The organism is Snodgrassella sp. W8158 (genome assembly GCF_016100435.1).
GTDB classification, from domain to species: domain Bacteria; phylum Pseudomonadota; class Gammaproteobacteria; order Burkholderiales; family Neisseriaceae; genus Snodgrassella; species Snodgrassella alvi.
Map to the genome: position 1 here is coordinate 667022 of NZ_JACFSM010000001.1, position 21559 is coordinate 688580.

General features: G+C 36.5%; 15 protein-coding genes and 2 tRNA genes. 6 read left to right on the forward strand and 11 right to left on the reverse strand.

From position 1 onward, the window contains the following. Window positions 1-72: 72 nt before the first annotated feature. The 3 genes from H3V11_RS02935 to H3V11_RS02945 form a co-directional block, all read right to left on the reverse strand. On the reverse strand, window positions 73-1305 hold the full coding sequence (locus tag H3V11_RS02935) for an RtcB family protein (protein WP_084564851.1): 1233 nt from the start codon (window positions 1303-1305) through the stop codon (window positions 73-75). Window positions 1306-1350: 45 nt separating this feature from the next. After that, a complete protein-coding gene (locus tag H3V11_RS11795) occupies window positions 1351-2925 on the reverse strand; it encodes a slipin family protein (RefSeq protein ID WP_232335738.1) in 1575 nt (524 codons plus the stop codon). A gap of 275 nt (window positions 2926-3200) precedes the next feature. Next, window positions 3201-3275, reverse strand: a tRNA-Trp gene (locus H3V11_RS02945). Between the two features lie 319 nt (window positions 3276-3594). Here H3V11_RS02945 and rtcR point away from each other — a divergent pair. After that, entirely contained in the window at window positions 3595-5226 is a 1632-nt protein-coding gene (gene rtcR / locus H3V11_RS02950; RefSeq protein WP_174830672.1) for an RNA repair transcriptional activator RtcR, read from the forward strand. A gap of 79 nt (window positions 5227-5305) precedes the next feature. Here the strand turns inward: rtcR and H3V11_RS02955 are convergent, their stop codons facing one another. Next, the gene (locus H3V11_RS02955; protein ID WP_025331549.1) at window positions 5306-5647 is read right to left on the reverse strand and encodes a MerR family transcriptional regulator; all 342 of its coding nucleotides are present in this window, start codon (window positions 5645-5647) and stop codon (window positions 5306-5308) included. 75 nt (window positions 5648-5722) lie between these two features. Here H3V11_RS02955 and H3V11_RS02960 point away from each other — a divergent pair, with 75 nt between their 5' ends. After that, complete coding sequence (locus H3V11_RS02960; RefSeq protein WP_198223562.1) at window positions 5723-6127, forward strand: EthD domain-containing protein; 405 nt, start codon at window positions 5723-5725, stop codon at window positions 6125-6127. A gap of 95 nt (window positions 6128-6222) precedes the next feature. Here H3V11_RS02960 and galU read toward each other — a convergent pair whose 3' ends face one another. The 4 genes from galU to ampD all read right to left on the reverse strand — a co-directional run bounded on the left by galU (window position 6223) and on the right by ampD (window position 11561). After that, window positions 6223-7095 carry a UTP--glucose-1-phosphate uridylyltransferase GalU gene (gene galU, locus H3V11_RS02965; protein ID WP_198223563.1) on the reverse strand — a complete coding sequence of 291 codons (873 nt, stop codon included), beginning with the start codon at window positions 7093-7095 and terminating at the stop codon, window positions 6223-6225. A 6-nt stretch (window positions 7096-7101) separates the two neighbouring features. Continuing rightward, the gene (gene ligA / locus H3V11_RS02970) at window positions 7102-9528 is read right to left on the reverse strand and encodes an NAD-dependent DNA ligase LigA (protein ID WP_198223564.1); all 2427 of its coding nucleotides are present in this window, start codon (window positions 9526-9528) and stop codon (window positions 7102-7104) included. A 91-nt stretch (window positions 9529-9619) separates the two neighbouring features. Next, window positions 9620-10870 carry a cell division protein ZipA C-terminal FtsZ-binding domain-containing protein gene (locus H3V11_RS02975; RefSeq protein WP_174830696.1) on the reverse strand — a complete coding sequence of 417 codons (1251 nt, stop codon included), beginning with the start codon at window positions 10868-10870 and terminating at the stop codon, window positions 9620-9622. Window positions 10871-10976: 106 nt separating this feature from the next. Continuing rightward, window positions 10977-11561, reverse strand: a complete 585-nt coding sequence (ampD, locus tag H3V11_RS02980; RefSeq protein ID WP_100124987.1) for a 1,6-anhydro-N-acetylmuramyl-L-alanine amidase AmpD — start codon at window positions 11559-11561, stop codon at window positions 10977-10979. Between the two features lie 285 nt (window positions 11562-11846). Here ampD and H3V11_RS02985 point away from each other — a divergent pair. The 4 genes from H3V11_RS02985 to H3V11_RS03000 all read left to right on the forward strand — a co-directional run bounded on the left by H3V11_RS02985 (window position 11847) and on the right by H3V11_RS03000 (window position 17404). Continuing rightward, window positions 11847-11922 (forward strand) — tRNA-Phe (locus tag H3V11_RS02985). Window positions 11923-12189: 267 nt separating this feature from the next. Next, complete coding sequence (locus H3V11_RS02990; RefSeq protein ID WP_078474964.1) at window positions 12190-12771, forward strand: hypothetical protein; 582 nt, start codon at window positions 12190-12192, stop codon at window positions 12769-12771. A 1116-nt stretch (window positions 12772-13887) separates the two neighbouring features. Then, window positions 13888-15468, forward strand: a complete 1581-nt coding sequence (locus tag H3V11_RS02995) for a hypothetical protein (RefSeq protein WP_100124986.1) — start codon at window positions 13888-13890, stop codon at window positions 15466-15468. A 382-nt stretch (window positions 15469-15850) separates the two neighbouring features. Beyond that, window positions 15851-17404, forward strand: coding sequence for a hypothetical protein (locus tag H3V11_RS03000; protein WP_078474962.1), 1554 nt, complete (start codon window positions 15851-15853; stop codon window positions 17402-17404). Between the two features lie 979 nt (window positions 17405-18383). On the opposite strand, the gene H3V11_RS03005 is transcribed toward H3V11_RS03000, so the two are convergent. The 3 genes from H3V11_RS03005 to H3V11_RS03015 form a co-directional block, all read right to left on the reverse strand. Then, on the reverse strand, window positions 18384-19352 hold the full coding sequence (locus tag H3V11_RS03005) for a hypothetical protein (RefSeq protein ID WP_198223565.1): 969 nt from the start codon (window positions 19350-19352) through the stop codon (window positions 18384-18386). Between the two features lie 3 nt (window positions 19353-19355). Further along, on the reverse strand, window positions 19356-19982 hold the full coding sequence (locus tag H3V11_RS03010; RefSeq protein ID WP_084550672.1) for a hypothetical protein: 627 nt from the start codon (window positions 19980-19982) through the stop codon (window positions 19356-19358). 350 nt (window positions 19983-20332) lie between these two features. Beyond that, the gene (locus tag H3V11_RS03015; protein WP_143557974.1) at window positions 20333-21160 is read right to left on the reverse strand and encodes a hypothetical protein; all 828 of its coding nucleotides are present in this window, start codon (window positions 21158-21160) and stop codon (window positions 20333-20335) included. Between the last annotated feature and the right edge of the window lie 399 nt (window positions 21161-21559).

Here is a 21559-nt window from a genome sequence, read left to right on the forward strand (position 1 = left end):
GAAAAAGGATGGCATTGTCTGCCATCCTTTTTTCTATACAAAAATATTCTGCAGTTGATTATCCGGATAATATCAGCCCTTAACACAGATAACCTGACGTAACTGGTGCTTGATTTCCACCAATTCCTGTTGCGCCTGCATTACTGCGTCAATATCCTTATACGCCATAGGAATTTCATCAATAACCTCAGCATCTTTACGGCACTCTACATGAGCCGTAGCCTGTATCTGGTCAGCAACAGTAAATTTCCGTTTAGCTTCACCACGACTCATAACTCTGCCTGCACCGTGAGAACAGGAATGAAAACTTTCTGCATTCCCTCGCCCCTGCACAATATAACTTTTTGTTCCCATAGAACCCGGAATAATTCCCAGTTCACCTTCTCGTGCAGAAACAGCCCCTTTACGCGTAACAAAAACATTCTTACCGAAATGGTGCTCTTTCTGTACATAATTATGGTGACAGTTTACAGTTTGTAAATGCGTGGTAAACGGCACATTGATTACTTTGCGTATAGCAGCGATAGTATTGTGCATCATCACTTCACGATTTAAACGGGCAAATTCCTGTGCCCAGTGCACTGCTTTCAGATAATCATTACAGTATTCGGTTCCTTCTACTAAAAACGCCAGATCATTATTAGGCAAATAGGTATCAATGAAATATTTTTTCATTTCCTTTTTAGCCAGCTCACTGAAATATTTACCTATTGCACGACCAATACCGCGTGAACCACTATGCAGCAATATCCATACGCGATCACACTCATCCAGACAAACTTCAATAAAATGATTACCGCCGCCCAAGGTTCCCAAATGACTATAACTATTCGCTTTTAAAAAACACGGATATTTACTGGTCAGTTTTTCAAATCCGGGCAAAAGCTGCTGCCAGTACTCCTGTACAATCGGTGGCGGATTTTGCCAGCTTCCTTTATCGTACTTTTCATTATTGAGTGTGGAACCATGCGGTACCGCCTTTTCTATAGCCAGACGTAATGGCATTAAATCTTCCGGCAGATCCTGAGCGGTAAGTGACAGCTGTACCGCCATCATTCCACAACCAATATCCACGCCGACAGCAGCCGGAATAATCGCACCAGCAGTCGGAATCACACTCCCGATAGTAGAGCCTTTTCCCAGATGCACATCTGGCATAACCGCAATATGCTTAAAAATAAAAGGTAATTGTGCAGTTTCGAGCAATTGTTTTTTAGCCACATCTTCTACCGGCACACCTTTTGTCCACATTTTTACCGGACGTGTTTTATTTTCTTTTAATACTTCAAATTCTTGCTTTTGCATTTTTAACTTCCATTATTTTTTAGCAAATTAATTAGCGGATGTATGCTATTGCGCCTGAATATTAATCAAACCATGCAATAACTGATCCAAACCGCCTACAACTGAAATCTTATCGATTCGTTCAGCAATTCTTTCCAGTGTTTCCATTTCTTTTAAGCGTAAAGCAACCGGATTATTTTCCATTACCCGGGCTGTATTCAGTAAGGAACGGGTAGCAGAAGTTTCTTCCCGCCGGCGGATAACATTCGCCTGTGCAGATTTTTCTGCTTCTACTACTTGTGCCAGAATGGTTTTCATGTCTCCCGGTAAAATAATATCTTTTACGCCAACACTGACCGTTTCGATTCCATAACCCGTCATATGCATCTGCATATGAGCATTCACCACCTCGTCGATTAAATTTTTGTTTTCCAACAATTCATCCAGACTGCGAGTACCAATCGCTTCCCGTAATGCAAACTGTAATTGCCGGTACAATAACTCCATTGGCTGCGCAATTCTGGCAAACGCCTTTAACACATCGGTGTAACACCAGCTGGCTACCAGATTAATACGCAGATTGACTTTATCCCGGGTTAAAATTTCCTGACCGGATATTTCCACTGTCTGCAAACGTGTATCGACAATTTCGACACTGATTTCACGATTAAAACGCCAGTAAGCAGTAATACCTGCATTAAGCAGCTGTTCTACTTTACCATTAACTTTTAATACGCCAACATGATATGCCGGTACCTGTGCAATCAATACACTACTATCGCCTGTCACTTCTTTTTTACGTAATTTTGGCTGTAACAGCTGCTGTACCATTTGCTCAGAAAGCTGAAAATCGTCAGTCAGCTCAATAAGCTGCATATGCTGCTTGCAGTTATTCTGCCAGTACAATCGTTTGGTTCCCGGAGGCAGAATTTCTACCAGTAAATCATCTTCAAAACGTAAACCAGTCTGATTAGCACCTACCTGCATCTGAATACAGAATTGTGCCATCTGCTGCGGGGCATTTTGTTCAATTGTTGCCGCCAGCAAATCATCAATACGGTTATCCTGTAGTTTGAATTTACCCAGAACCAGCTTATGTTTGAATTCACACAAACCAATTACGGATTTAGGTGGAATAATCTGTACAAACTGATTATCAACAAACAGCGTACCAATTTGCTCATCGATAAAATAATGCAGTTTGATGTGATCGATACCTTCAATTAATCTGCCGGTATTTTTTGCCTGAATAATTTCCATAGCAACTTCATCAGACAACCGGTACCCTTGCTCCAAAGTTACTTTTTTAATTGCCTGTTCTTTATAACTCTTCCAGTACAATGCTTTAGTAGAGGGTTGAATAATCTCTACCAGCATTTGTTCTTCATAACGCAGTACAATCTCATTATCAGCCACATTGACATAATGACAATATTTTTCTACCAGCTGCGGATAAAAATTGAGCAGTTTTTCGGCGATAGCCGGTTCAATCTTAGTATCAGCTAAATCCACCAGATAATGAGTAATGTTGACAAAAGGATTCCAGAAAATATGCCGGCCTGCGGTAACAATAGTATTAATTTCACCGCGTTTGGTGACAACGGCCAGCTCACCTTTTTTCACATTAATTATATTCAACATATTAAATCTCCTTTTATGGCAGCCAGCAAGGAGAAGAGACACAATCAAACGGATTAAGTAACGAAATAACAGGGGAAAAACTGATATCTTTAAACATTCAACTAACTGCTTATGGCTCATCAATTTTTTGCCTGCTATCCGGTTTTTTTACCCGGACAGAATCATTAATCCGTTTATTCTGTGCGGTTAACCGGTTTTTTTCATGTCTTAGCTTTACTGCTTTGCTTATTTCCCTTTACTGGCTGGTATTGCTCAAACAACAAATTATTACAATATGGCTTTTGAAACAGGAGTCGAACCCGTGACAGATTGGTTTGGTACCAATTGCTCTACCTCTGAGCTATTCAAAAATTTTTCATCGGAAGGAAACGTCTTTCATACCGGGGAATACATGTTGATAATGCGAATAAATCAGTCTTTCGATTAATTTAATTCCATTCGCTATGTACCCTGCTGCCGTAAAAAACAGTATGTATTTCAGACAATATCCTTATTGCAATTACCGTACCAAGTCCGTAAATTTCTAAAATAAAATAATTAAAATATTGTTTTTAGTATAAAAATAAATAGATAATTTTATTTTCAATAAATTACTTTTAGTTTTGTTTTCGTAATTTTTTATAAAATATTATATAATTTTATTTAATTTTATATAACTAATAATAAATAATGGACAAGAAAAATATCGTATTCAGTTTTTTAGGCAATGTACTTGACCAGCGGGGCAAAGGAAAAAAACGCTGGACACGCTGGCGCCCTACTATTGATATCTGTAATCATCCGGAATGGCCGATCTATCGTCTGGAACTGATTTATCACACTCAGGACAGAAAACTACTCGAAGAAATTATTCTGGATATTAAAACCATTGCCCCGGATACCCAGGTTAATCCGATTCCGGTTCAGATACAGGATCCATGGGATTTTGAAGAGGTGTATACCTGTTTACTGGATATCGCCAAAAACTATACTTTTAATAATGAACAAAAAAATTATTATCTGAATATTACCACCGGCACCCATGTAATGCAGATCTGCTGGTTCTTACTGGCAGAATCACGTTTTTATCCTGCCAGACTTTTACAATCATCGCCGCCGGCCAGACCGTCTGCATCGCCAGAAAACCTTGCCGCAGAACCTATAGCAAACCCGCCACCGTGCCCCAGCGGACAAATAAATATAATCGACCTGAATCTGAACCGTTACGATCAGATTCTGACCCGCTTCCAGCAATATGCTAATCAGGCAACAGAACTGCTCAAATCAGGTATAGCGACAAAAAACCGGCATTACAATCAGCTAATCAGCGAAATAGAACAGGTTGCCAGCCGCTCTCATGCGCCTATTTTGCTATGCGGCCCCACTGGTGCCGGTAAATCTTTTCTTGCCCGGCAAATTTACCGGCTTAAACTGAACCAGCATCAGATTACCGGACAATTCGTAGAAATTAACTGCGCTACCCTGAGTAGCGATAATGCCATGTCTACACTGTTCGGTCACATCAAAGGTGCATATACCGGTGCCAGTCTGGGCAGAAACGGCTTACTCAGACAGGCGGATAACGGTGTTTTGTTTCTGGATGAAATCGGAGAACTGGGGCTGGATGAACAGGCTATTCTCTTAAAGGCGATTGAGGAAAAACAATTTTATCCGCTAGGTGCAGACAAACTGGTATCCAGTAACTTTCAGCTGATTGCCGGAACCAACAAAGATTTAAAACAGGCAATTATCCGCGGTACTTTTAGAGAGGATTTATACGCACGTATCAATTTATGGAGTTACCAGCTACCGGGACTTGCCGAACGTAAAGAAGATATCGAACCGAATATTGATTTTGAGCTGGCACGATTTGCGCAGGAGTACGGTACCATGCCGCGTTTTAATCAGCAATCCAGAGACCGTTATATTCAGTTTGCCACATCGGCCATGGCAACATGGCCGGGTAATTTCCGTGAGCTCACTGCTTCCATTACCCGTATGGCTACTTTATCCATACAAGGAAATATCACTCTGGAACAAGTTGAAAATGAAATCCGGCGTTTACAGATACACTGGCAGCAAGTAACTTTTTCTGATGCGCTGATTCCGGCTGAAATTGATGAATTTGACCGGTATCAGCTGGAAAAGGTCATTGAAGTATGCCGGAAAAGCCGAACTTTATCCGAAGCCGGCCGGTATTTGTTTGCTGTGTCCAGAGCACAAAAACAGCGCGCCAATGATGCAGACAGACTGAAAAAATATCTGGCCAAATTTGATTTAAGCTGGGAGCAGATAAAATACAGCACCAGTAAAGGCAATTAACGCTATCTCCTGCCTGTGATCATTATTTCTTATTTGAGTTTCAGCAGCTATTATGCAAAATAAAATACACAAAAATACATTATTTATTTATCATATTAAGCAGACGGGTTCGTGTTTGTATTAATATATCTATTTGTTGTTCAATCTTTTCTAACGTCAGATTAATATTTTTCAGGTAAATTTCACAAGGCTCAAATTTACTGTTTTGCTCATGCCAGCAAGGCAGTATTTGCCGGATAATTTTTAACGAAAAACCGGCATTATTGAGCTGCTGAATCAATTTTACTCTTTCTACATCTGCCTGCTGGTATTCACGGTATCCGGATTGTGTACGGGCAGGTGTCAGCAATTTTTCCTGTTCATAATAGCGCAGCATTCTGGGACTGATTGCGCTTTTTCTGGCTAATTCACTGATTTTCATTTTTACTCTGTTGACTTTAACACTACTGTGAAACTTTATCATTATTCGCACAACCCACAAACTGAAAGAAAGAAAATGATTAAGTTAACCATGTTAGTAAAACGCCTGCCCGATATTACTTATGAAGAATTTGACCAATACTGGATTGAGCATCATGCTCCGCTAGTGGCTTCTGTGCAAAACGTTTTAAATATTACCCGCTATGTACAAACCATTCCGCACCGTTATCCCGAGCTGGATAAAATAATACAAAACGGGCGTCAGTCTCAGAATTTTGTTTTTGACGGTATGGCTGAAATATGGTGGCAGGATCTGGAAAGCATGCAGAAAAACCGGTCTTCACCAGAAGCTGTAAAGGCATTAAACGCATTAATGGAAGATGAAAAGCGCTTTGTTAATCACACACAATCAGTTGTTTGGTATGCAACAGAACGCCTGATTATTAACAACACTAATTATCAGACAATGCCATTGCGCTGAAGCAGAACGCCAGGCAAAAAACTTGCCTGCCGGCGAAACAGCAGGCAGGCAAATAACAAAACTAGATACATTTACGTATGAATTCCGGTATTGCGTTAACACACCATGCGCTGCAATAATTTTTTAAAATCTTCTCCTACCAGAGGATGTTTCATACCATAGGCCACTGTTGCTTCCAGATAACCAAGCTTATCACCGCAATCATAACGTCTGCCGGCAAAAGCATACGCAATCATTTTCTGTTCAGTCAGCAACCGTGCAATAGCATCAGTCAGCTGAATTTCTCCACCAGCACCCAACGGTAAATTAGTCAGAAAATCAAAAATTCGTGCAGACAAAATATAGCGCCCAACCACACCCAGATGTGAGGGTGCTTCATCCGGATGGGGTTTTTCGACAATACTCTTTACAAAATCAAAATCATTCTGATGATTAATCTCGACAATACCGTAAGCACCCGTCTGCAGCGGATCAACATTTTCTACACCAATGACATTACAACCCGTATGGTAATACGCATTCATCATCTGGCTCAACGCACCTGGTTGTGCATCAATCAAGTCATCTGCCAGCACCACAGCAAAGGCTTCTTTACCCACTGCTGCCCGGCTGCATAAAACCGCATGCCCCAACCCCAGTGCGGCCGGCTGGCGAATATACAGACAAGTCACATTGGGCGGCAGAATATTCTGCACAAAATCAAGCAATTTATTCTGATTGCGGTAAGCCAGCTCTGTTTCCAGTTCATAAGCCTTATCAAAATGATCTTCAATACAGCGCTTATTCCTGCCGGTAATAAATACCAGTTCAGTACAGCCGGCTGCAACAGCCTCTTCTACCGCATACTGAATCAGTGGTTTATCCACTATCGGCAACATTTCTTTCGGGCTGGCTTTAGTAGCCGGTAAAAACCGTGTCCCCATACCGGCCACCGGAAAAACACACTTACGGATTGGTTCAGCTTTCATTCAGATTTACTCTTTAATTCCCAGCATAGTCATTAATGCAGCCTGATCCAGTATAGTAACACCAAGTGCCTCAGCTTTGGATAGCTTGCTGCCCGCCTCTGCTCCGGCCACCACAAAATCAGTTTTTTTCGATACACTGCCGCTCACTTTACCACCGGCTTCTTCAATATGCTGCTGTGCCACATCACGTGACCAGTCTGGTAAAGTACCGGTTAACACAAAAGTTTTACCGGCTACAGCTTCATTAACCGATGACGTCTTTTCCTCCGTCTCTCCGCTAAGCAGCTGCTCACGTAACTCAATCGTCTTTTGCAGTAATTCATGATTTTCAGGCTGGCTGCACCATTGCTGCCAGCTTTCCGGCAAGGCTTTATCAGTTAACAGTTGTGACCAGTCCTTACCCGCCAGTTGCCACAGCTTCTGTGCCCGCGCTTCCGTTAAACCGGCACCGGGTAAACGAGCCAGTATCCGCTCAGGAGTAAAGTATTTACCCAGTTGTGTGCGCCGTGTTTCTGTCTGCGGTTGCACACCGGCATCAAGTAATTCCTGCAATTGACTGGTCTGATCTTCCTGACTGAAAAAATAGGCTACCGAATGTGCTACCACCTTACCGATATCCGGCAAACAGGCCAGTAACGGCTCAGTAGCCTGAGTAAGCGTAGCCAGATCACCGAAAGCCTGTGCCAGCTGTTTTGCTGTACGCTCACCAACATGAAAAATACCCAAAGCATAAATTAAATTAGCCAGAGGACGCTGCCGGCTGTCCTGAATACCGGCCAGAATATTTTCAGCCCATCTGGATGGCTGCTGTTTGCCTGCTTTATCAGTTGCAGATAATTCCAGTTCATTTGTCACCGACTCTGCTGAGCTTTCTCCTGCTTCCTGCTTAGCCTGCTGTTTCATTGCCAGCAAATCGGCCAATTGCAAATGATAAACATCAGCAAAATGACGAACTCTGCCCTGTGTTACTAACTGTTCAATCTGCCGGTCACCGAGATTTTCGATATCCATGGCGCGACGTGAAGCAAAGTGAATTAGCGACTGCACCCGCTGAGCATGACACAGCATTCCGCCACTGCAACGAGCCACTGCTTCACCCTCTTCACGGACAATTTCATGACCGCAAACCGGACAGTTTTCTGGCATACGGAACGGCGGATATTTGGGCACAGCTTCAGGCGGAGTAAGCAAATCTGCCGCCGGTTTTTCCACCATCGGACGCTGTGCCAGCACCACAGATACAATTTCAGGAATAACATCTCCGGCACGGCGCACAATAACCGTGTCACCCTCACGTACATCCTTGCGCTGTGCTTCACCTTCATTATGCAAAGTTGCATTAGTAACTGTAACACCACCTACAAATACCGGTGTCAGCCGCGCTACTGGTGTTACTGCACCGGTACGTCCCACCTGTACATCAATAGCCTCTACCGTAGTCAGCATTTCCTCTGCCGGAAATTTTTGAGCAATAGCAAAGCGCGGGGCACGGGCTACATAGCCAAGCTGCTCCTGCTGAGCCAGATTATCTACCTTAATGACTACACCATCGATGCCAAACGGCAAATCCGCACGTATCTGAAAAATATGCTCATAAAAAGCCAGCACCTTCCCGATATCAGCCTGATAGCACAAATTATCCTGTGGCGGTACAGTCAGCCCCAAACGAGCCAGCAATGCCAGCTCTTCGCTGTGGCTGTTTACCGCAAAACGCTCATCCAGTCTGGCAATTCCGTAGGCATAGAAATGCAAGTGCCGGCGTGCCGTTATTTTCGGATCCAGCTGGCGTAAACTGCCAGCCGCTGCATTACGCGGATTGGCAAAAGTTTTCTGATTTTCTGCCTGCTGATGTGCATTAAGCCGGTCAAAATCCGCTTTAAGCATCAGTACTTCACCGCGTACCTCCAGCACATCCGGTACCTGATCACCCAGCAAACGCAATGGAATATTGACAATAGTGCGCGCGTTCTGAGTAACATCCTCGCCGGTATATCCGTCTCCGCGCGTAGATGCCTGTACCAGCAGACCGTCACGATACAACAAACTGATTGCCAGACCGTCAAACTTTGGTTCAACAATATATTCAGACTCAGCACCAAGACCATCACGTACCCGTTTATCAAAAGCATACATCTCACTATGGTCGAACTGATTATTATCATTCAGCGGTGAAAATGCATTGTTCAGTGACAGCATCGGAATCTGGTGCACCACAGCAGCAAATTTTTGCTGTGCCTGCCCGCCTACACGGATACTCGGGCTGTCCGGCTGCCGCCATTGCGGATATTGCTCTTCCAGAGCCTGCAACTGGCGGAACAACCGGTCATATTCCGCATCCGGCACAGTAGGTGCATCCAGATCATAATACTCATGCGCATAACGATTGAGCAGAGCGGTTAAATCAATAATTTGCTGTTCGCTTACTGAATCCATTACAGCTATCCTTCAGGAAAAGGAAAAAGAAATGGCAAACCCCGTTCTGCGGCTTGCCATCTCTTTATAAAATTAAAATATTCAGGCAATATCAGGAAAACAGTCTTTTGGCCAGTTCACTTCCCGGCTCCAGATCAACCTGCTTCATTTCCTTTTGCCGGTCAACTACATAGCGGCGTACCTCACGCAACCACTCTGTGGATAACTCTTCCACTTTATCATTAACCAGATCCAGACCCAGCTGACTGGATAATTTCACAGCCATATCCATAAACTGATCAAAACATTTCTCGCCGTTTGGTATATGTACTATATCAAACAACATACTGAATCCGCGATAATTTTGATTTGCTAACAAAGTAGAGGTAAAAGGTGTGTTATCCAGCGTAACAATATTAAACAAAGGCTCGCCATCAGTATCAGCATAAAAAAATGCACCATCATGCCCCAGCTCAAAGCCCTGTTTCTCAACCGCAGAACGCAGCTCCGTTCCGCTGACATTTGTACGTGATACCAGATGAATCGCAATTGTCTGGTCAACCCTTGCGCACAAATCATCCAGTGGACGCGCCACATCCAGAAAAGTATTAATATCCGTTAACAGCAGCTGACCATCCATCTGCTCGGCGAAACGATTGGCCTGTTCGCCAAAATGCGCCAGCTCTTCATGAGTAAGCAGACCACTGCGGCTGATTGCCTGCAGACCAACCACAAAACCCTGATAATAAACACTGGGAATCGGTTCAGCTATCTGGTAACGGTCATCCATCGTACAGCCCACCAGCCGGAAACGGGAACGGCTGCTCAACCGAGGCATTGCATGTAATTCTTTCGGCTGATACAACGCAATATAGGCCAGATAATCAAAACGTACATCAAACCACGGTAGCGGCTGTTTAGACATGTCCCGCACATCCAGCAAAGCTTTACGCCCCTTTACCGGAACCGTGCGTGATAATGGCGCCATATCAATATGTGCTGCTGAATTTTCCGGTGCTGCAACGTTATCAGGAGCAGAAGATGCCGCTTGCGCAGCAGACACATTCTCTTCTTCAGAAACTGTGTCATCAATAATTTTTTCATCAGTGGCCGAAGTCTCAGATTGTTCGGCGGATGAATCATCAGTTTTATTTACTTCCTCAGCCGGCGGCACAGTTTTAGTATTCATTACAGACTGAGCCTCCGCACCATCCCGTACTGAATTTACCTGACTGTCCAGTAAAGCATCTTTATTAGCATGCCCGAACTGTTCGCGCAATTGTTTGCGGTATTGGCTTTCCTGATAAATATTATAGGCCAGTACCAACAAAATAATCGCAGCACCTATCACCAGCACAATCATTACAGAATCACTCATTACATTCCTACCAGACAATTTGCGAAAACCGCAACTTAATTAACAGTTGAATGGAATTATAACTAAAAATACCCCTGCCGGCAGCCATAAACTACAAAAGCCACTGATATTCTGTCATTATCGGCAAACCATTACTGCGCAGCATATCCCATTCAAAAAAATGCCCCGGATCCGACTTTCGCCCCGGTGCCACATGCTGATGGCCGGTAATCGCCTGAATCGGATAATGCGCACACAGCTTCTGCAATAACGCATACAACTGCGTATACTGAGATGACGTAAACGGTTCGAAATCACAGCCTTCAAGCTCAATTCCGATCGAAAACGCATTACAGCCATCCCTGCTGTTAAAACGTGATATTCCGGCATGAAAAGCCGCGTCATCACAGGAAACAAACTGAATTATCGTTCCGTCCCTATCCAGCAGAAAATGGCTGGATACCCGCAATCCGGTTAATGAACGCATAAAATCATCCGGTTCAGCAGCATCAATCTGATTAGTGAACAAACGCTGTACTGCCTGCTGCCCGTATTCAAACGGCGGTAAAGAAATATTATGCAATACCACCAGCGATACCTTAGTCTGTGCCGGACGCCGGCTGAAATTTGGTGACGGTACATGAATACATTGCTGTAACCAGCCATCTTTCCATACCGGCTTTTGTTCGCCCTGCATCCTCTTCACCCTTGTAATAAAAGTGTTTACCTTAATACAGCTCTTATCCGGCGTCTACTTTTTGTGAAGAATCAGACAGAAATCCAAGATAAGCAATCGTTTCCTGTGTGTATTCTGAAAAAAGAAAAAAACGACCTTATTAAACATACAGAATTTCAAAATCACACTTGTGCAACTAGAAAATAACTAATTTTTCCAACAAATAAACAGCGACATAGATAAGAGAACACAGAAAACACTTGCCAAGCCGGCATATATCTGGTTTAATGCGCACTCTTCCCCGATGGCCAGATAGCTCAGTCGGTAGAGCAACGGACTGAAAATCCGTGTGTCGGCAGTTCGATCCTGCCTCTGGCCACCATTAATAACCGCTGAATGCGGTTATTTTTTTGCCTGCAATAAACCATTTTCATAAATACTCAATTTAAATTTGGGTTTACCATTACTCAACACTAACCCAAATTATCTATACTAAATTAATGTATCATACAAACAGCTTTAACAAAAACACACTGGAAAAAGTTATATATAATATTGAAGGAAATAATTTTCCAGATCAGAACACAATGAGATAAATTTATAGTATTCCTAAAGAATTTAATGAAATTTCCATAAGGAAAATAATAATATGAAAAATTTTATGTATATCCTGATTATTTTACTAATGATACTGTCTGCCTGCAGCACTCAAACTGCAAAAGCACAGACTAGTAATAAACAAAATTTAATAAATAATTCTTTTAATGGAGAAAAATTGTTATCAAATAAAGAATTTGTATTATCTGTAAATAGAACTTGTGATAATACAGAATCTAAATTATGTACAGTCGGGAAAATAAAAAAAGATTATTTTAGTAAATTCAGTAATCTGAATAATGATGAAATAATTATATCGAAACTAAAAGATAATATTGTATTAAAATTGAAAAAAGAAAAAAGAAAAAAAAATCAAAACGAATTTTCCATGGTAATTAAATTAATTTCATACAAAAATAATAAAAAGGTAGACTCTATAATATGTTATGAATCCAAAAACGATCCGAATTATAGTACAGCTTCAGAAAAATTATACTATCTGAAAGACTATTATTTATGGACATTAATTTTTATTTATGATTTAGAATCAACAACGGCTTTTGATTGGAATAAATATAAGATTAATCCCAGAACCGGAAAATTTGAATTAATAGATAACTTAAAACTAGAGTAACTTCACGAAACACCCCAATAAAAAACTTATCTCAACAGCAAGCATTAACTTGTATTTTTCAGGCAATAAGCTTTGCAAAGATTGAAATAAATAACAAAATAATCTAATTATTAAAGTATAAAATGGAGATAAAGTTGCTCAGTATCATTTAGCTAATTTGTTTTTTATCGAAAACATTAATGAAAATTATAATGATAAAGTTTTATTAGTATCAACAACCTGCAGAACAAAGATATGTAGATGCTGAATTTGCTTAATCAGTTATTTACCGGAAGCCTCAGCATCTATCAACAATCAATTATTTAGTTAGAAAAAACAGCAAAACAAAATTATATAAAATCTCAATACAATTCTGGCATAATTTATTGATTTTAAATTGGTACTGAAACAGACTGTTCAAAAACATTATATTTTCTAAAAAAAGACTGAACAAACTGATATACCTGCCCAAGTTGAATCAGGTAATTTTTACTTAACGAATAATGAGTTGGATCCAGAATTAGAAAACTATAAAAATAGTTTTATTAGCATTAAACAATAACAGAAAAAATAATACTTTTGTTCAATTTAACTTAGTTTTTTTTATTATTCAAATTGCACAATCAAATTACCAGCAAACATTATTATGGCTTAATCAAACTGGCAAAAATATATAACTGATATTTATCGGCAGGCTTCAGATGAATATGATCAAAACTCATCATTCAAAATAAATAATTATTTGATTGATTATAAGATAAAGTTAGATATTGCCAGAGCTTCAATCCATCTTTGCAAAATAACAGAATGCTTAGACGCACATGTATATGAATGGCTTTTGTATAGCAAATACCGTCTCTGTTCACTGACCGGAACTATACCAAATCCTGATATTTTTAGGTGTGACTAAATTATATTAAATAAATACTTATACCGAAAACCGGTTTCCGCCAAGCGTAGGACAATTCGAACTATAGCTTACCTATAAAGCCATCTATCTTGAATACAAAAAAAATTATCAATATAGCATAAATATGTTTTATATATGTTTACAGCTAAGATTGAATAATCCTTCATATTTTTATCTTATTTTGCTATGATCTAATTTAATATTAATAATTTTAAAAATTATTGACAATGAAACATTTTATTCAGCAGATTATATTACTTATTTGCTACCTGGTATTCATTGACTTTGTACAAGCAAGTCAAACAAGTGTTTGTCGCATCGACTCTCCTTATTATGATTTGTTGGTTGAAAAGGACGGCATATATCTGCAAGAAACAGTGAAAGCTGAGAACAAAATTAGTTACATATCACAATCAAAAATACGCTTAAAGGAGATTACAGATAAAGGCGCTCGGATTATTTCTGATGATGGTAACAAGATACTTGTATTATCTGATTCAAAATACTATTTTATACCTAAACCCTTATATAGAAGAGACATCAACAAATATGAAATTACCCCATTATTTAATGAAAATGAAGTTAGTAAAATTGTTTCTAACAAATTCTTTCTAATTTCTGACCATTGGTATTATGTCTCTTATACGTCTAAGGGGGAATCCGATAAACACAAAATACCTGAACTCAAAGGAAATTTAGAAATCATTGCCGATTCTGATAGTAATAATTACTTAGATAATAATGCAGTTTTATTAAAAGATGGTAATGCTGTGTATGTCTACGATATAAATAAGAATAAACTTGAAAAAATTCCTCATCTCACACCTTCGCAAACACATCTTATTCAGTCCCGTAATACGCCATACTACTTGTATGACGATGATACATTTTATCTGTTTGATAGGGATTTTAAATACACAGACATTACCAAAAAGTTCAATCAGCAAGGTAAGTATAATGGGTTTACTAAAGCGGAGATGCACACTAATTGGTCAGTTGATTCTATGGATACAAAGGATGGACTGATATGGATTAAAATATTTAATTCTTTTAAACCAGTTAAAGCGACCTATCTGAATGCGTACAAAGATTTATATGTGTATCATGACAAAGTATTTGATGACAATGATTATCTTAATTGGTTTATACGCCATGAAGCTGATCCTTCTTATCCAAGCTACAGAGATAGATCAATTGATATATCAAATGTCAAAAATCCTGGTGAACTACACAAAATTTCATCTTCAGAGTACTTTGACAATCAACAATACTATAGTCTTGAAGAAAATTCACGAAGACTAGAAAAAAAAGAGCCTTCTGCCTATCTCAAACTACTTACTACAAAAGATGATATTGAAATCAGAGAGAAGCGAATTTTTATTGACGGGCAACAACTCAATACCGATAAATTTCAAGATGCTCCGATTTTTCTGGGTTCAATTGTCGATATTATAATTCCATGTTATGTTACTGTAGGTGGTGATATTGATGAAGGCATCCGATCCCATTCTAAAGAGGACTATTATTACTTTTTTACAGATGGTAAAAAAGTTTATGCTTATATTAATCCTGGAGAAAATCAAAAACCAAAAGTGTTGCATAACGTTTCTCGTCGAAATCTCAAGGCAAAAGATTACTTTTTTACAGATGGTAAAAAAGTTTATGCTTATATCAATCCTAGAGAAAATCAAAAACCAAAAGTGTTGCATAACGTTTCTCCTCGAAATCTCAAGGTAAACGATTACAATACATTAAAAAAATTATTGAACATATTGGTACCTCCAGCAAAGGAAAACGATTCGTTTTAAAAAGATCCGAAAGCACCAATCCACACTGGCTGATGACACAGTTTTTCTATATCTCGACAAACATGATATGAACGATTTAATATATAGCAAATATCGTTTCTGTTCATTGGCCGGAACTGCACCAAAGCCTGATATTTTAAGAAACGACTAAGTTTTGTTAAATCAATAAATAATTATACCGGAAATCAGTTTTCCGCCCTGCGCAGAACATTTAGAACTATAGTTTAACTATAAAGCTATCTATCTTGAATAAAAGCAAATTATCGGTAGAACATAAAGCAATTTTGTATATTTTAAAGCTAAGATAAAAACAGTCCTTTATATTCTTATCTTATTTTGTTATGATTTAATTTAATATTAATAATTTTAAAAATTATTGACAATGAAACATCTTATTCAGCAGATTATACTACTCATTTTCTATCTGGTATTCATTGACTTTGCAAAAGCAAGTTATTGTTATACAGATACAAACTCTTCTCATTACAATTTATTGGTTGAAGAAGACGGTATATATCTGCAAGAAACAGTTAAGGATCGCAACGAGATTAGTTATGTATCCCAATCAAAAGTACGCCTGAAGGATATTACAGATAAAGGCATGCGAGTTATTTCTGATGATAATAAAAATATACTTATATTATCCAGTGGAAATTATTATTTTATACCTAAATCCTTAAAGTACGCCGAAGAAAATAAATTTACGCCATTATTTAGTGAAAACGAGGTTAGCAAAGCAGTCGCTAACCATTTTTTCCTGGTTTCTGACAATTGGTATTATGCGTCTTATTATGCAGTATGGGAAGAAACTTATAAACAAAAAATACCTGAGCTCAAAGGAAATATGGAAATCATTTTCGACTTTGGTGGCTATAAATATTTGTTAGAAAATGATAATTATGTGTATGTATACTATAGTAGGGATAATAAACTAGAAAAAATTTCGCATCAAGGAAATTGGGAAATCATTACCAACTTTCGTGATGAAGTATTATTAAAAGATGATAATGCTGTGTATATCTTTGATAATCGAAGGGATAAATTAGAAAAAATTCCGCATCTCACACCCTCACAAACACATTTTTTTCAGTCATCTTATGATGAGAGAGAGCATTACTTATATGATGATGATACATTTTATCTGACTAAATTTGATCCAGGTTTAAGATACAAAGATATTACCGAAAAATTCAATCTGCAAAATAAATATGATGGATTTACTAAAGCAGAAATGCATCCTAGTCAGTCAGGTGATTCTATGGATACAAAGGATGGGCTGATATGGCTTAGAATAGGAGATTCTTTTACACCAGTCAAAGCGACCTACCTGAATGCGTACAAAGATTTATATGTATATCATAATAAAGTTTATGCTGACAATGGTGATCTTTATGATTTTATACGCCATGAAACAGCTCCTCCTGATCCGTGCTACGGAGATAGTTTATACAAAGATAAATCAATTGATCTATCGAATGTTAAAAATCCAAGAGAACTACACCGGCCTTTATTTTCAGTCTTCTTTGACAATCAGCAACAATACAGTCTTAAAGAAGATCCTCTCAGACTTGAAAAAATAGCCCCTCATGATTATTCCCGACTTACTACAACAGATTATATTAAAATCAAAGAGAAGCAGATTTTTATTAACGAGCGACAACTCGATACCGATAAATTTCAAGATATTCCGATTTTTCTAGGATCAATCGTCGATATTATACATGATTGTGATACCAACGGTCCCCTTGCAGAGATAGATTACTTTTACTTTTTTACAGATGGTAAAAAAGTTTATGCTTACATTAACCCAGAAAAAAATCAAAAACCAAAAAAACCAAAAGTGCTGGATAACGTTTCTCCTCAAAACCTCAAGATCAACGATTACGATACATTAAAAAAATTATTGAACATATCTGACGGCGTTAATCTCCACTAGCTAATGCTACAGTTTTTCTGTACTTAGCGCATAGGTATATGAACGATTTAATGTCTGGCAAATATCGTTTCTGTTCACTGCCCGGAACTATACTAAAGCCTGATATTTTTAGGTGTGACTAAATTATGCTAAAAAATATTTATACTGCAAATCGGTTTCTGTACAGATTACGATAAATAGGCATGAGGGTTATTTCTGATGCTGGTAGCAAGTTAGTGTATCTAATACAAAATACTATTTAATACCTAAATCCTTATATGACGACACCAAAAAATGAAATTGTCCCGTTAATTAATGAAAACGAAGTTAGCAGTATTGTCACTAACGCATTTTTTCTGGTTTATGGCAATTAATACTATTGCCTCTTCTGCATTAAACGGAAAATCTAATAAATACAAAATATTTAGACTTAAAGAGAATTTATAAATCATTGCCAATTTTAATGGTAACGAATACTTGATAAAAGATAATAATGTATTTATTCAAACATAAAAACCCATCAGTGACTGTAAATAAGTTCGATGCTGATATCTCTGAGGATGGGTTAATGATTTATGAGTCATGTATAAATTATGTTTTATTGAATTGTAGTGATCGGATATTTATAAAATTAACGATTGTAAAAATAAAAAAGCATTAAAAGAAATACAAAAACAGATTATATCTGTCTTATATTATTACGCTGATAAGTGGTTACTACCGCAATGATGTTCTGATCCTCAGAATAGATATGTAGATCCAGAGGAATTATCATGGATAGGAATAGATATAAATAATTTATTTATTTAAATTATTAACCCTTCGCAAATAGTAAGAATAGTCCCTGTTCTGTATTTTTTATTAATTGCAATAATTAAATGACTAAATTGTAAAAATTCATCATATATTTTCTATTATTTTTGGGTACGAAAACCAGTAATGATTTTTTATTCAATTATTGTAGTTAATAATTAACTTTTGAGTATGCATAAAATTCAGATCATAAAACCTCTAATCTTTGATCGATTTTTTTAATTTTTTTCTTTAATTGCCTGGTTAAACATTTTGTTATGTTGTAAGTAAATTTTTCTGCTTCAAAATGATCATTTGGTTCTGATATTGATAAACACTTTTTATTAATTTGCTTATCGATTATTTCTATTGATTCTTTATTATTTGTATCTTTTTCTTTCAACATCTCAATTTTTTCAGATAAAATATTATGGTAAAACCGATACGAATCAATACTACATCCTGTCGTATATTCTTTTTGATAGCATGTTTTTACTTTATCAATTTCATAAGGTGTTTCTTTTAATGAGCCCTCAAGAATTCTGAAATGATCTGGATAAATAATTTCATATTTATATCCATCATCGATCAGCAGATCTATAAGATTAAAATGAAAATTTTTTTTGTCTATTTGATAATGTTTCCAGAATACAGGCTTCACATCAACATCTATATCTTTTAATAATGATGTATAAATATCTCCGTCATCACTAATGTAATAATATTGATTGATTAACCAATAATAACCATCCACATCATAATAACTCTTGGCTAAATTAATTTTATCCATAAATTTTGTTTTATTAAACATGGATAAATTGAGCGCTTTTACGGGGTATTTAGTATTATTAATTATTTTGGTAGAAATGTTTTTTTCAATAATAAGATTTAACTTCTCAGAATTATAAATATTTTTTTTATTGTTAATGGTTTCATATAAATTCTGAAAGTAGAAAGCAATTTGATTAATTGGACAATTTTTTCTTATCTTTTCACGTTCAGAATTGGTCATTTGCCAAAAATCAATTTGTTCAGTGCAATCTTTTTCTAGTTGAATTAGATCTAATGACTGAATATCAGATTTACCTTTATAATTTTCTGCCACATTAAATTGCTCTGCGTAGCTATTATAAATAAACAAATTTATTATTACAGCTATATATATTGTTTTTTTCATGATCTACTTCTCTACTGAGTTAAAAATACCAGAAGGCGTCATTTGAAATTCTACAATTTTGGTCTCGATTTGATTATCTTTTGGCTCTTCATCATCTTCAAAAAGGTTTACTTGCTGATATTGTGTTATCAAAATTTTTCCATTTGGGTTTATTATAAAGTCATTCCAGTATGATATTTCACCTCTCTGAACTTTATAAAGTAATATTGCATCAATAACCCCCCCTTGATCATTATAACTATATACTTGAAAAGTAAAAATTTTTTCATCATTATCACTTATCGCCATCTGTATAACGCCTTTATATAAAATATTTTTATAATAAAAATAACAAAGAGGAAAATAGAATGTCGTTTTAGCGAGATAATCAAATAATTTAGGTTTATATGAAAACTCCTTGTTAGTGAACCTGAGGGGAAACGGCATATCAGGAGACAATTGCAATCCATTTTCTCCCCAATAATAGTATTTTTCTAATTCAGCAGAGGAATAAGGTAAATTTATTTTTTTATAATGCTTGAGTTCGATTTCTTTAGTATTTGCAATTTCATTAGAAATATTTGCAATTGCATTGCTAACATTCCCAAATACGATAAAACAGATAATAATTGGATAAATTAAGTATTTCATGCGTTAATTTTCTCAACTTTCTTTATAGCATGGTATTGAAAATATGAGCGATGTGGATAATAGTTAGCATCAATTGAAATTTGGCTAAAACATCGTACTATGTATTTAATCACATAGCTCTATCTCTGTATAATTGTCCAGTCATTTATTAAAAATATACATTTGTATACATTTTACGACAGCCAAGTCTTTTAACCTAAGTTCCCGTTTCTGATTTTTAAACTTAATAAAACTCAATATATTGATAATTTTTTTATATTGAAATTTTTCTTAAAAATATCATAGAGAATTTTCTACTTTTATACTGTACTATTTCAGGAGATAGTTACGACTCGGATATGATCTATTTATTAATCAGGACAATCAATAGTTGTCAATTTTGTCCCATTTTTTTTGTGTTTAAAAATGTAAGACGCCTCTCCGCCTTCAAAATGCTGTATTATTTCTAACTTATTCTTTCCTTTCCATTTATACTCAACATCAACTGCCTTATCTTCATAAGTTACCGATCGATTTTCACCTATTCCAATTTTCTCCCTAAAAATATATGCTGGATCTGTACTCATTGCATTATATACATCTAAAATTGACATGTTTTGATAATAGCAAACATTAATAAATACCATTCCTTCTTTCTCTTGCATGTCTAGGCATTTCTCATTGTTATAAAAATCATTGAGTTTTTTTTCATCCTCATTAGATAAACGATGCAAGAAAACCAATTGATTTTTATAAGGTATCATCAATTCATTATTATCAAGCAGTATAATATTAATATTACTGTATTCGTTACATAGGTCTGATGAATCACTATTATTTTCTAATGAGTCATTATTATTTCTATAATAAAGTTTACTAAAGTTATTTGCTGTCAAATGATATTTTTTTAATTCATTTTTATAGTTCCTAAAAAAATCACTTTTATTTAATCGATTATTGATCTCTTGTTTATTTTCTTCTGAATGTTCGAAATCACATCCTAAAAAATAGATTTTTTCTTCTTCACTCATTATTAAATTTGAATTACTGAAAACTTCTTCTATATGTTCTTTTTCAGTTGTCTGTTCTGTTAATCTGTCTTCTATTAACCTATAATAACTATTATTAAAACTATATGCATAATTAGTACTAACAGATAATAAAATTATTAGTGAAATTTTTAAAATAAATTTTTTCATATTGAAATTTTTTCTTAACAATATCATTATATAAATTATATGTTTATTATCCTTTGCTTTATGATAAACATATTTATATTTCTTCTCATAACTCTTTATATAACTTTAGGTATGTTTTTCGATTTTCCTATTATGAAAAATACGATAAATCATTATACCTGAACCAGATTTTGTCATTCAATTTAATTAATAAATCTTTCTTATTATGATTTAATTTAATCGATGAATGTTTGCCTGCCGGTACCATTTTTTGTATGGCATTGCTTTTTATATAAACATTACCGGCTGTGCGCGGTTCAATCGTTGTGCTACTGAGTTTGATGAATGATTATTTGCCCGAAAGTTACTATCGATAATCTGGATAAACAATTGAAATTATAATTTTTCTTATAAATGAAA